Source organism: Clostridium sp. HGF2 (assembly GCF_964240115.1).
GTDB lineage: Bacteria > Bacillota_I > Bacilli_A > Erysipelotrichales > Erysipelotrichaceae > Clostridium_AQ > Clostridium_AQ innocuum.
Genome location: NZ_CAXSSO010000005.1, coordinates 127,194 through 140,776, shown reverse-complemented (window position 1 = coordinate 140,776; position 13,583 = coordinate 127,194). Strand labels below are relative to the sequence as shown.

13 protein-coding genes are annotated in these 13,583 nt (G+C 44.6%); 12 read left to right on the top strand and 1 reads right to left on the bottom strand.

Going from position 1 to position 13,583, the window contains the following annotated elements:
• Positions 1-128: 128 nt before the first annotated feature.
• Positions 129-866 (bottom strand): MurR/RpiR family transcriptional regulator, encoded by a 738-nt coding sequence (locus ACESPQ_RS10425; protein ID WP_257270839.1) that lies wholly within the window; start codon positions 864-866, stop codon positions 129-131.
• 394 nt (positions 867-1,260) lie between these two features.
• On the opposite strand from ACESPQ_RS10425, the gene ACESPQ_RS10420 reads away from it, so the two are divergent.
• The 12 genes from ACESPQ_RS10420 to ACESPQ_RS10365 all read left to right on the top strand — a co-directional run bounded on the left by ACESPQ_RS10420 (position 1,261) and on the right by ACESPQ_RS10365 (position 13,166).
• Positions 1,261-2,007, top strand: a complete 747-nt coding sequence (locus ACESPQ_RS10420) for a PTS mannose/fructose/sorbose/N-acetylgalactosamine transporter subunit IIC (RefSeq protein WP_002606615.1) — start codon at positions 1,261-1,263, stop codon at positions 2,005-2,007.
• Positions 2,008-2,009: 2 nt separating this feature from the next.
• Positions 2,010-2,846, top strand: coding sequence for a PTS system mannose/fructose/sorbose family transporter subunit IID (locus ACESPQ_RS10415; protein WP_257270840.1), 837 nt, complete (start codon positions 2,010-2,012; stop codon positions 2,844-2,846).
• Between the two features lie 87 nt (positions 2,847-2,933).
• Positions 2,934-3,599: a ribulose-phosphate 3-epimerase gene (locus ACESPQ_RS10410; protein ID WP_257270841.1), complete on the top strand. Its 666-nt coding sequence runs from the start codon at positions 2,934-2,936 to the stop codon at positions 3,597-3,599.
• Between the two features lie 14 nt (positions 3,600-3,613).
• Positions 3,614-4,012, top strand: a complete 399-nt coding sequence (locus ACESPQ_RS10405; RefSeq protein WP_257270842.1) for a PTS sugar transporter subunit IIA — start codon at positions 3,614-3,616, stop codon at positions 4,010-4,012.
• 15 nt (positions 4,013-4,027) lie between these two features.
• Entirely contained in the window at positions 4,028-4,504 is a 477-nt protein-coding gene (locus ACESPQ_RS10400; protein ID WP_373144336.1) for a PTS sugar transporter subunit IIB, read from the top strand.
• A 35-nt stretch (positions 4,505-4,539) separates the two neighbouring features.
• The gene (locus ACESPQ_RS10395) at positions 4,540-5,595 is read left to right on the top strand and encodes a galactitol-1-phosphate 5-dehydrogenase (protein ID WP_257270844.1); all 1,056 of its coding nucleotides are present in this window, start codon (positions 4,540-4,542) and stop codon (positions 5,593-5,595) included.
• Complete coding sequence (locus ACESPQ_RS10390) at positions 5,592-5,897, top strand: hypothetical protein (RefSeq protein WP_257270845.1); 306 nt, start codon at positions 5,592-5,594, stop codon at positions 5,895-5,897. Before ACESPQ_RS10395 ends, ACESPQ_RS10390 begins: the two co-directional genes overlap by 4 nt.
• A complete protein-coding gene (locus ACESPQ_RS10385; protein ID WP_257270846.1) occupies positions 5,894-6,454 on the top strand; it encodes a hypothetical protein in 561 nt (186 codons plus the stop codon). The genes ACESPQ_RS10390 and ACESPQ_RS10385 overlap by 4 nt, the downstream gene beginning before the upstream one ends.
• Positions 6,455-6,466: 12 nt before the next feature.
• Complete coding sequence (locus ACESPQ_RS10380; RefSeq protein ID WP_257270847.1) at positions 6,467-7,531, top strand: galactitol-1-phosphate 5-dehydrogenase; 1,065 nt, start codon at positions 6,467-6,469, stop codon at positions 7,529-7,531.
• 663 nt (positions 7,532-8,194) lie between these two features.
• Positions 8,195-8,542: a TIGR04076 family protein gene (locus ACESPQ_RS10375; RefSeq protein ID WP_257270848.1), complete on the top strand. Its 348-nt coding sequence runs from the start codon at positions 8,195-8,197 to the stop codon at positions 8,540-8,542.
• Positions 8,543-8,612: 70 nt separating this feature from the next.
• Complete coding sequence (locus ACESPQ_RS10370; RefSeq protein WP_257270849.1) at positions 8,613-9,365, top strand: N-acetyltransferase; 753 nt, start codon at positions 8,613-8,615, stop codon at positions 9,363-9,365.
• Between the two features lie 351 nt (positions 9,366-9,716).
• A complete protein-coding gene (locus ACESPQ_RS10365; RefSeq protein WP_257334508.1) occupies positions 9,717-13,166 on the top strand; it encodes a leucine-rich repeat protein in 3,450 nt (1,149 codons plus the stop codon).
• The last annotated feature ends 417 nt before the right edge of the window (positions 13,167-13,583 follow it).

The window sequence follows — 13,583 nt, the reverse complement described above, 5'->3', positions numbered from 1 at the left end:
TGTATACTTTCAGTATAGTACCTGACTGCTTGAAATTGTTTTCAGATAACAGCTGATTTAAAGTGGTCTTGAAAAGCTTTTCCTGCTGTTGCTGCGATATAAAAAAAGCGCTGCGGCTGGCAGCGGTCTTACAGAGTCAGATATTCGACAATCGTTCGTGTGATGATATACAGCGGTATCCTGGAAATCACGGTAATCGTTTTATTGCTGGTGATGGTTTCCGCATAACCGATGATGCTTACATCCGAATAGCGCTCCAGCGGAGTGCCTTCCTTACAGCAGCAGGTCACAACCTTTGCGCCTGTCCGTTTCGCCATCCGTGCACTGCTCGCAAGCTCCGGCGTGGTGTTCATGACAGAGAGAATGATGACAAGATCATTTGCATTCACCAGCTTATCGGTTTTCACCATCCATGTTACATCCTTTACCACAAGCGCATTGTAGCCGAGCAGCTGCAGCTGCATGCAAAGCTCATCCGCAACCAGTGCAGTGAATCCCCGAGCATAAATGAAAATTTTCTCCGCAGCTTTGACGTACTCGATAATTTTGAGTATGTTGGTCACACAGATATTGTCAATCGTCTTTACACACTCCTTGTAGGATTTGTTCAAGACCTTATTGACAACATAGGAATCATCGGTATGCTCGGCACGTTTGCTGATTTTATAGCGCAGCTCGGAAATACCGCGAAAGCCGCATTTCTGTATGGTACGTGAAACCGTTGCCGGGGAGGTAAACGTTTTCTCTGCAATCGTCGTGATAGACATCAACGGAATGCTGACTTCGTTTTCGTTCAGATAATTGATGACCTGTTGTTCCGAATCAGAAAGATTATCATATACCTCTTTGCTTATTTGTATTATCATTCATATCCCTTTCTTTCTTTTTACCATTATAGCAACTACGTTTCACCGTTTCCAGTTAATTTTAGATAATACAAAGCTGCATTATCACTGAAAATCTTTGCAGACTGCGCTGCCCCTTTATTTATCATGTATTTTATAAATGCAAAAATTAAATTTACATCAATGTCGGAAAATCGGTAAAGCTTTCCAATCCAAATCCATTGCCATGATGAGATTGTGAGGATACAATCAGAATCGTAAACGTGATGTAAACGTTTTCGTTTTCGGTCGTATGCGTCAGAAAGAGAAAGGAGGGTGAACATGAGTTACTGACGGGGGACATATGGGTATCGGATGGAAGCGACATCCGTCGATTACTGTTTATCACTCATTTTGAGAAAGGGAGGCATTACAAATGCTAATTCAAGCTATCTTAGTAGCGCTGCTTGCTACAGGCAGTCAGTGGTGGTTTTCACACCTTATCACAAGAACATGGTTATATCCGATCTGGTCCGGATTCCTTACAGGTGTCATTATGGGAGAGCCTGTTCTCGGTATGCAGGCAGCTGCCTATATTCAGCTGACCTATCTTGGCTGGATCACAGCCGGAGGCTCTATGCCTGGAAACCTGATGGTCGCAGGTATTTACGGTACTGCTCTGACGATTCTGTCCGGAGCTGATCCGAAGCTGGCTGTCAGCTTCGCTGTAACATTGTCATTGCTCGGTATTCTGATCAATCAGGCGTATATGACGCTGAATTCTGTCTGGGTACACCGTGCCGATAAATATCTGGAAGACGGCAACCTGAAGGGTGTGCGTCTGATGAACTATGTACCTTCCGGTATTCTGTCCTTTGTATTATACGGTATTCCGGTAATGATGATGATTCTGTACGGGGCACAGTGGGCACAGGATACACTTGCCATGATTCCGCAGTGGCTCGTTGATGCATTGAATCTGGTTGGTGCAATCATGCCGGCGCTTGGTATTGCAATGCTGTTGAATTATCTGGGAAAGAAAAAGCTGATTGCATTCTTCTTCTTCGGTTTCTTCGCAACGGTATATCTGAAGCTGGACACCATGTCACTGTTTATATTCTCTGCCGTCATTGCAGCAGTGATGTACTTCTTTAGCAGAGATCGGGAAGAAGGAGGAGCATAATCATGAGCAACGCCGTTATGAATAAAAAAGAACTGAGCAAAAAAGATCTTGTCAAAGCATGGGCATTGGTCTATTCCAGTGAAACTTGCTACAACTATGAGCGTCTGCAGGCACTGGGTAATACAAATATGATGATTACTGTGGTGAAGAAGCTGTATGATACAAAGGAAGAACAGGTGGAAGCTCTGAAAACCTATATGGAATTCTTCAATACAGAGCCATCCTGGATTGGTACGGTTATTCACGGTATTACCGTATCTATGGAGGAACAGAAGGCAAACGGTGCGGATATCAGCGGTGAAGACATCAATGCGCTGCGTACCGGTCTGATGGGACCGATGGCCGGTATCGGTGATACGGTATCACAGGCGGTTGTATATCCGATTTTGGCCGGTATCTGCTGTAGTCTGGCACTGGATGGAAATTTCGCAGGACCGATCCTGTTTGAAATCGTTTATAAGGTGCTGATGATCGGCTGTGGCTACACCTGCTTCATGCTGGGCTACAAACAGGGGAAACAGGCAATTTTCAAGCTTCTGCAAAGCGGTACGCTGAATAAGATTACAGAGGCATTCTCCATCATCGGTCTTACGGTTGTCGGTAACATGGCATACTCCAGAATCAATGTTATCTGCCCGGCGAAATTCAAAGTGGGTGAGGTAAAAATTGTCGTACAGGATATCTTCAACCAGCTGCTGCCGGGTGCCATTCCTCTTGTCATAGCATTGTTTGTATGGTGGATGGTAAAGAAGAAAATGAATCCGACATTGATTATTGCAGTTATCTTCATCATCGGTATTGCGGCATCCCTGCTGGGACTGCTGAGTGTAGGAGCCTAAGCAGAACAATGGAATTGTGCAATACGTAAGGCTTATAAACCGATGTATTGCACGATTCAGCAGGCACTGTCAGAAAGGAAAATGTTTATGGATATAAAAGTATCACCGTCTATCATGTGCTGCAGGATAGAGGAATATAAACCGTATTTAAAGCTGTTTGAAAACGTGCAGCTGGATTCCGTACATTTCGATATCATGGATGGAACCTATGTGAAAAATGTTATGCTGGGAACACCGGTATACAAGGATATCAAGCGTTTATGCAGTCTGCCGGTTGATGTGCATATTATGTCCTTTCGCCCGGAGGAGTATATGGAGTATTATGATATCCAGCCGGGAGATCGTATCAGCTTTCATCCGGAAACGACGGCTCAGCCATATAAGCTGCTGCAGACCATACGGGAGAAGGGCTGTAAAGCCGGACTGGTATTAAATCCGGGAACGCCTATCACGTATCTGGAGGAATGCATCGACCTGATTGACTATGTCACACTAATGACTGTGAATCCGGGCTTTGCCGGTCAGAAAATGGTGCCGGATGCACCGCAGAAGATTCGCAGAGTGCGTAAGCTTCTGGATGCATATGGAAAAGATATTGATATCGTTGTGGATGGAAATACAACATTAGAAAACAGCAAAATCATGAGGGATGCAGGAGCCAATGCATTCGTCGTGGGAACATCCAGCATAATCCGGGGCCTGGATACGTTTGAAGATATGTATAAAGCGTATGTACAGGCGCTGGAAGAATAAAGCGAGGTATAGTTATGGTTGGTTTTGTAATCGCAAGCCACGGAGTATTCTGTGAAGGATTAAAAAGCAGCACGGAAATGATCGGCGGTACCATTGCACAATGCGCTGCTGTTGCGCTGCAGCCGGGGGAGGACCCGGATGCATACGGGGAACGGCTGAAAAAGGCGATTGAGGATACAGACAGCGGGGATGGTGTTCTCGTGCTGATTGATCTTCGTGGCGGTACACCGTTTAACCGTTCTCTGATGCTTTCCAGAGAACAGCAGATCATCATCGTAGTCGGTGCGAATCTGCCGATGCTGCTGACATTGACGCTGGGCAGAAATGAGGAATCCACGTTGGATGAACTTGCGGCTATGGCGGAGTCTGAGGCAAAGGAAAGCATCGGTACTATTCAGTATAACAGAGGATAAAAAGGAGCGATTCATATGGAAAATTTATTACTGGTTCGTATTGATGACCGACTGATTCACGGTCAGGTCATGACAGCATGGATGAAGACACTGCCGGCAAAGCAGATCATCGTCATTGATGATAAGGTTGCTAAGGATGACTTCATGCTGTTTGTATTGCAGAATGCAGCTCCAAGCGGTTTAAAGGTCATTGCTCTTACAGAGGATGAAGCGCTGATCAAGCTGCAGGGCGGCCTGGATGTACCGAGTTTTGTTCTGGCAAAATCACCGCTGAGCCTGAAAAAGCTGGTTGAAAACGGCATAAACATCAAGGCTGTGAATATCGGCGGTATGGGAATGAAGGCAGGCAGAACAACCGTTTATAAAAATGTATCCGCAACGGATGAGGAGCGCCAGTGCATCAAGGATTTCCTCGATCAGGGGATTGATGTGGCAATCCAGATCATTCCGAGTGAAAAGCGTTTTGAATTGAACAATATTCTTGCGAAGTAAAAAGGGAAGATAGATAAGGAAAAGAGGAATATCGAATGAAAGTAATGAGATTGCATGCCATTAACGACTTCCGTCTGGAAGAGATTGAAACCCCATCTCCCCAGGGGGATGAAATCCTCGTTAAAATAGGGGCGTGCGGAATCTGCGGCTCTGATATACCCAGAGTATATCAGCTTGGTACCAGAGTATATCCGGTCGTAATCGGTCATGAATTCAGCGGAACAGTGTGTGCTGTAGGGAATCCGAAGGATGAAGATCTGATTGGAAGAAAGGCTGCGGTATTTCCATTGATTCCGTGCCGGGAGTGTGAACCCTGTGAAATCGGACAGTTCTGTCAGTGTGAAAACTACGACTATCTTGGTTCACGCAGCAACGGCGGGTTTGCGGAATATTGTTTACTGCCGTCCCGCTGGCATCTGGTGCTGTCACAGAAGGATGATATTGATTTGGAAGCTTTGAGTATGTGCGAGCCGGCATGCGTTGCCCAGCATGCTCTGCGCAGAGGAAATGTCACGGCGGGGCAGACAGTGGCGATTCTGGGCGCAGGTCCGATTGGCATTATGACTGCCCGCTGGGCAAAGCTGTTTGGTGTAGAACAGGTCATTCTGACAGATATTGACGAAACAAAGCAGAGATTTGCACAGGAGCGCGGCTTTACGGTTATCAATTCAGGAAAAGAAAATCTAAAGGAGCGCATAGATGCGATGACAGACGGACGCGGTGTGGATGTCGTTATTGAAGGAACCGGCTGCTCGGCAGGTATCAATGATGCCATAGAAATTGTCAGAGTCGGCGGCACGATTGTCTGGCTGGGGAATCCGCATGCGGATACAACGATACAGCTGAACGTTCATTCCCTGCTTCTGCGTAAGGAGCTGGAAATGCACGGAGTATGGAACTCCTACTATGCACAGACGCCGATCAATGAATGGGAATATACGGTACGTATGATTGAGGAAGAACAGCTGGAGGTATCCGATCTGATTACGCATCGTGCAGGTCTGAAGGATTTGAAGCAGCTGTTCGATGATATTCATGAACACAATGTCACGATTTGCAAGGCGATGTACAGTGCGGCTCTAGATATATGATGAAACCGGCAGGACATATTGATTTTGCGGCCTTTATACAGAATCATGAGGAGGCTGTATTCGGAAAGAAACGCAAGCTGACAGGGCAGAGCTATTGTGCTGCCTATCGAAAACAGATTGCGGCGCTGGATATGAAAATGAATGAGTTTCTCAGCAAGGAAGATCCCAGAGCCGGGGATCTTACCTTTCTGCTGGGATTGTTTGCCTTTTCCATATCACAGTTTTCTGTGCAGATCAAGACAGATGTAAACCGGTATGCCGCTGACTTTTATGCATTATTTGAAGAAGGTGAAGAAGGATGAAGTATACAGAAGCTAAAGATACGGTACTGCAGGAGCTGCAGACGGTTTTCGCCAATGTAAAGGAAGAAGAGGTTTTAGCACTTACCGCAGCGATATGTGAAGCTGAATCCGTATTCGTAGTCGGTGTCGGCCGTGTGCTGCTTATGCTGCAGGCGTTTGTCAAGCGGTTGCATCATCTGGGAATTGAAGCAACCTATGTCGGTGCGGTCGATGAGCCGGCGATCACTGAAAACGATTTGCTGATTGTCGGCAGCGGATCCGGAGAAAGTGCAGTGCCGCTGACTATCGTCAAAATCGCAAGAACCCACCATGCACGAATTGCACATATCGGTAGCAATGCATCCAGCTCCATGACACCGTATGAGGATCTTTTCATCCGTATCCCATGCAGCACCAAGCTGAATCTGCAGGATGAAATTAAATCGCAGCAGGTCATGAGCAGCCTGTTTGAACAGAGTCTGCTGCTATTGGCAGATATGGTGGCATTGCTGATTGTCGATAAGAAACAGATAACGGATTTGCATGCCTTATGGAAAAAGCATGCAAATCTCGAATAGAAAGGGGCAGTTATGAAAGGATATATGAAAGCGGCAGTTCTTCACGGTGTAAATGATCTTCGCGTGGAAGATGTATTGATACCGGAAATCGGAGATCACGATGTGCTTGTCAAGGTTGCTGCGTGTGGTGTCTGCGGGTCTGATATACCGCGTATCCTGACACAGGGGACCTATCATTTTCCAACCATTCCGGGACATGAATTTGGCGGAGAGGTTGTTGAAATCGGAAGCGAGGTGGAGCCTGCCTATTTGCATAAGCAGGTTGCCGTCATTCCTCTGATTCCATGCAGAGGCTGTAAATCCTGTGAGGTTGGGGATTTTGCACAGTGTGAGGACTATGATTTTCTCGGTTCCAGAAGTGATGGAGGCTTTGCGGAATATGTCAGGGTGCCAAAGGAAAATCTGGTCATCGTTCCCGAGCATGTGAAACCGGAAGCAACGGCATTTCTGGAACCAATCAGCGTGGCACTGCATGTGGTATTGAATACCGGGGTAAGCTTCGGTGATGATGTGGTTGTGTTCGGTCTTGGCGCGATAGGGATTTTCGTAGCACAGTGGGCGAAGGCATTCGGCGCTGCCCATGTATTTGCAGTTGACCTCGATCCGAAAAAGGTGGAAATAGCAAAACAGCTTGGTTTAAAGGATGCACTCTGCGCGTCGATGGATGAGGTTCGTAAAGCAGTGGAGGAAGCAACCAAGGGAGCAGGATGTGATGTCGTGTTTGAAGCAAGCGGAGCACCTGTGGTATTTAATCAGGCCATGTCATTACTGAAGCAGAACGGACGCTTCGGACCTGTTGGAAGACCGGTTAAGGATTTGAACGTTGCAGTTGACACCTATGAAATGATTTTGCGCAAGCAGCTGACGATCAAGGGTACGTGGAGCTTTGAATTTAAACGCTTCCCGCACAATGCATGGGATATCGCACTGGATGCTTTAAACAAAGGTATTATTCAGACGGATGCAATCATATCACATCGCCTTCCGCTATCAAAAACCAGAGAGGCCGTGGAAATCATGGACAAGAAGAAGGAATTTTTCTATAAAATATTAATTGAACCGGAAATGGACAACTGATGTTTATGCACGGCTCTGTATCATCCTTGCCTTACATTCATCCAAAATCCAGCATACATAGCCGTGCCTTTTTAAAATAGAGCAAAAATACAGACATGAAAACCCTGAGCATGATCGCATAATCAAATTATAAAATATTGCCAGTGAAGAAGCAGAATCGCTGGCTTTTTGTATGGGAAATACTTTGATTCACCTATGAATAATAGAAAATACAGGGATAAGGCTTTGTGTTTCAAACTTTTATTACGTGGGTATAGACAGTAATAGTACATCCAGGAATGATATGGGAACCTGTTTAGCAAAGAAATTTGTCTTATGTAATATTATAATCGATATCATGAAAATCTGGTGGAAAGCGTAGCTGCACATACACATAAGTGATTCTTTGCGGATGAAACATCGCATACAAATATGCTCACATGTGGAATGAGCAGACAACAGAATGCAGGGCAGATTATTCTGGAAGGCCGGAAATTGTAAGATGCAGGAAATGAAACCCAATGGTAAACAGCAAGCAAAATCAAGTATTGTGCCATACTGTCGCTTATAATTATGGTAATGTTCCGTGTTTCATAAGAAGGAATATGGTGTTTTTTTACGGGACGATAGTCCAACAGAAATAAGATGGTTTTCAGTGAACAGAACAAGGGAGGAAAGATAGATATGAAAAAATGGTATGATGAGGAATACACATGGGAAATAGAGGTTACAGGCTTTCTGCGCAGTGATCACACAGAACGTTATTGCAGAAACGGGGAGGAAATCGGGGATCGCTATACATGTACCTATGGCTGCCCTGTAAACCTATCGGGACAGGGCATCTGTTCCAAAACGATGACCGTGATGTTTCCAGTTATGGAGGCTGTACGCAGCGGCGGTGATTTAACCAATATCGGAGGAAACAGCACTTACAGCAAGGAGCTTGTATGTCCGGACGGCTGTGTTATGTTTTGTATGACGGCAAAGAAAATACATGAGAATAATTTTCATAAAGGAAAATTCTATGATTAAGAGGTCAATGGGAGTGCTGTATTGAGTGTAAGAGAGAAACGCTGTAAAATTAAAACAGGAGGTAGGTGCTATGACAAATGAATTTATAAATCTTACAGAGGAAAACCTCTACAATGAGCATCTCTGCTGTATTATTCGCAGTAGAAAGCCACATCCCGGTATAACAGCAAAAAGGGAATGGTTGATAGATCGTCTGAAGGAAGGTCATGTGTTTCGGAAATTAAATGTGAAAGGGACAGTATTCATTGAATATGCACCGCTGGAAACCGCTTGGGTGCCAATCATCGGTGCTGATTATTATTACATTTACTGTCTTTGGGCAACCGGCGAGTATAAGGGAAAAGGATATGGCAGAGAGCTGATGGAATACTGTCTGGCAGATGCCAGAGCAAAGGAAAAATCCGGTGTATGCATGCTGGGGGCAAAAAAACAAAAGGCATGGCTTACGGATCAAGCCTTCGCAAAGAAATTCGGATTTGAGGTCGCAGATACGACAGAAAGCGGTTATGAATTGCTGGCATACTCTTTTGATGGAACACTGCCTTCCTTTACGGAACAGGCGAAGAACTCGCAGATTAAGGATAAGGAACTGACCATCTACTATGATATGCAATGTCCTTATATTCTAAAGAACATAGAAATCGTGAAGCAGTATTGTGATACACAGGATGTTCCGGTGACATTCCATCTGATTGATACCTTGGAAAAGGCAAAGGCTCTGCCCTGCGTGTTCAATAACTGGGCGGTATTTTATAAAGGTACTTTTCAAACGGTCAATTTACTGCTGGATATCGCCGGACTAAAGCGTATAGTAAAGAAATAAGGATACACGGGCAGCTAAAGGAGTGGTTTGCCGTGCCTGATATACGTACAGATACAGAGGAAATGAACCGGTAATTATACTATAGTAAAATCTGAAATGCGAATGCAAATAAAATACCTTTTTGATTTCGCTGTATATCCTATCCACTGATCGAAAATAACGGCGAACATACTGTTTCTCTTATTGCTGCAGACAGCAGGTTTGCTCTGTAAGATAGAAGCATACTGAAATGTTCAAGAAATATTCAAGATGGCAGGCTGTTACCTTATATGAAAGCAATGTTTGTTATAATGAGGTCAGGTATCGTAAAGAATGACGTAAGTAATCTTTATGATTATAAGAGGTAGGAATATGATATATAAAAACAGGTATTTAAAAGGTGTAGGGCGTCGTTTTTTTTCTATTCTGCTGGTATGTATGATCATGGGTGTACGGCTCATTGGAACCACTGTGATAAATGCTGCATCATCCATAGCTGTTCGCATTATAACATCGGATGGACAAACAGAGGAATTGGCTGGAAATTCTTTATCAGCGGCACTGCATGGAGCCGGGCTGACCGGTATCGACCGCCTGCTGGTGTCGGATGGCAGCATAACATCGAAAGACTGGGAATGGCTGAGAAACAACCGTGCCGCTTTTGCGGCCCTCACAGAATTTGAAATATCTGATCGGGTACAAACCGCAGATTTGCCCGATGCACCCGTGGGAAGTCCTGCGTATCCATCCATTTTTCCATATCAGCTTCAGAAGGTAGTAATACCTCAATCTGTACGAATCGGCAGCAATGCTTTTGATGGCTGTAACGAATTAAGGATTGTCGACATTACGAACGCATATGAAATCGGAGAAAGTGCTTTTTCACAGTGCCATGCTTTGCAGTCTGTTGCATTTCCAAAGGTAACCTCAATAGAAAATGCGGCATTTTCCGGCTGTGACGGTCTTACCTATGCAAGTCTGCCTTTTTTACATACGATAGGTGATCAGGCATTTTATTCCTGTAAACAGCTAAAAACTCTGGAATTTTCACAGCTCGTAAGAGTAAACACTGCAGCATTTGAATCCTGTACAGCATTAACAGAAATCGAGATTCCAAACGTTACAAGTCTTGGATCCTCTGTATTTCGTAACTGTAAATCATTGAAGATGGTGAATATTCCGGAGGTCATACAAATCCCGGAAAAAACATTTATGGACTGTATTTCCTTACAGACAGTCCATGCCCCTAAGGCTGAAGATATCATGGCATCGGCTTTTTATGGTGCTTCTGCTCTTACGGCAATCTCATTTCCTTCGGCAGTTTCAATAAAAGAAAAGGCTTTTTCAAACTGCAGTTCTCTACGTGCAATAGATTTGCCAAGAGCTTCGGCAATTTCAAAACAGGCTTTCAAAAACTGTACAGCACTTTCATATGCGAAGCTTCCCTCTGTTACAGTAATCAGCGAGGAAGGCTTCATGGGCTGTACGGCTTTGACCTCCATCCATGCACCGCTGGCAGAGCGTATTCGTGATGCTGCTTTCATGAGCTGCTCGTCATTAACGGATATCGTTTTACCAGGCGCTGTATATATTGATAATCAGGTCTTTTCCGATTGCAATTCCCTAACTGAAATCAGGCTGGAGCGTGCCGAACGTATCGGAAGTCGTGCATTTGAAAATTGTACAAATCTGAAAACGGCAGAATTTCCACAGGCAGATAGGATAGGTGAATTCGCCTTTCGGAATTGTTTGAAGCTGGATACTCTTCTTCTCCCTGACGGTCTGACTCCGGCGGCGGATTCCATCACGCTGACAATTGATATGACAGACGGTACAAGGGAAGCTTTGCAGGGAGATACTCTTCAGGCAGCACTTCAGACAGTCAGCCCGACAGAGATAAGCAGGCTTATTGTAATGGATGGAAGAATCTCGACAGCGGACTGGGAATGGATGAGGTCACAGCATGATACACTGCAAAATCTAAAGGAATTTGAGATACAAAGGAATTTGTATGAGATAGCTGATCTTCCCTCGGCAAACGATTACACTGCAATCTTTCCCGATTGTATTGAAAAGGTAACCATACCACAATCGGTTATCATAGGTGATTACGCCTTTGAACGATGTGCGGCCCTAACAGAAATAGAGGCACCAGAAGCATATCGCATTGGTAAGCATGCATTTGCGAAGTGTTCTTCCTTAAAGACCGCTTCTTTTCCTGAAGCTGACTTTGTGGATGAATATGCCTTCCAATTATGCGGGCAGCTTCAGAACCTGCATTTTCCTAAGGCAGAGAGCATCGGTAGCAGTGCGTTCACAGATTGCAGGGCACTTCAGAGAGTTCAGTTTCCCAACGTATACGGTATTGGGGACAGCGCTTTTAAAGGTTGTATAGCTTTAGAAGAATTACAGTTTCCATCAGCCGTGCGCATCGGCAGCAGAGCCTTTTTCGGTTGTTCCTCCTTGCAAGAGGTCAGTTTCCCTAACGTAAGAGCAGTGGAAAGCAGTGCATATTATGGCTGCACCGGATTAAAAAGCATTATTCTTCCTGCAGTGGAGTCTATAGATGATAATGCCTTTTGGTTTTGTCAGTCTTTATCCCGCTTGCTCTTACCTCCGCAGCCACCGGTTATGGGAGAGAATATATTCATAGGAGCCTCTGATCAGCGGGAGGTACGCATATGTGATGAAATAGGAACCGTATTAAACGGTGTAGAAATTCAGCAATACCTGCAAAGCTATCTTCAAAAGGATACGGTATGGTATGGCTGTAATCTGTATACCGGGATGTTTAGCGTTGCATTGAGCATTCAAAAAGATCATAAACCATGGGAGGATTCCGGGAAAACCTTTGCGTGGAGAGGGGATACAGGAACATTCTCTTCGACAGAGCGGCTGCCTAACGGTAGCTTTCAGCTGTATGAAACGTCGACAGGCTCTGATATAGCTACAGGTATTACTGTCAAGGTAGATGAGCAGGATACGACAGCGGCTGTTGACTATTATACAATTTCGTTTTTTAATAAGACACAGCTGTTGAAGGAAATGGAACAGATTGTGCTGAAAGGGACAATGGCAGAAATTCCATCGGACCCAAAAGAGCCGGGAGCAGTTTTTATCTGCTGGAAGGCAAAGCAGACGGACAGGGAAGCCTATGACTTCCAGCAGCCGGTTAACGAAGCAATGAGCCTATATGCGGATTGGAAAACCGTTTTCAAGGTGAAAATTCGGACATACAAAGATGGTGCAGTATGGAAGGATTGCGGCAAACAGTATATTTTAAAAGACAATGACGGAGCGTATGTAGATATTGATGCGGTAAAAAATGGCGATTATACGATTTGTGAAAAAACAGAGCAGGGTATACATAACACCGGGGCAACAATCAGTATTTATGGTACAGACAAAACCGTTGACATGGAGTATTATACAGTTACAGTAAGGGATACGGCATCCTCTCATATATGGAATGAGGAAATCGTGAGAAAAGGTAAGTGTGCGTCAAAGCCGGCTTTGCCTGAAAGGGATGGGTTTGTATTCGCATACTGGGCAGAGGATGCACAGGGAAAGCAGTCGTATGATTTCACAAAGCCTGTGAAGAAACAAACAACACTGTATGCAATATGGAAAAAGCGCAGTGCTTCATCCGAGCAACCGTCCTTTGCAGGAAACCATCCGGCAAACAATCCGACGCATAAGGACAGCCACCAGAAAACGGTTTCCCTGCGCCCTAAGACATCAGATGCTACAAGCACAGGAAGCTTCTTATTCCTATGCATTTGCTCGGCCGGTATGATTCTTTATAGAAAACGGGGCAAGTAAAGGAACCACACAGCTGATTTCTATAAACGGCGGAAATACAATAATGAGCCTGACATATGTTCATAAGGCTCAAAGTCTTTTTAGGATGCTGTACAAGGATATATACCAGAGTATCGGAAATGGAAAAAGTTTCTCCTGATGTTGAAAAGGGAGAAATTTTTCTATTTGCAGTATTGAAAGGACACTTGAAATCTCGTGGTGGGAAAAAGAATTATGAAAGCAGGAACACGTACTGACATGGCGGTGAAAACCGATAGATTGCTATGCTACAACAATAGAGACGGTGCTTAAAAGACTGCTTGAAATCTATGAATATCATAAGCTGCAGATATTCTGTAATAACGGATACTGCAGCTTTTTCAGAACCCCTCGTATTCTTTATTAGTCAGAACCCATAGGCTATTTAAAAGTCAAGTC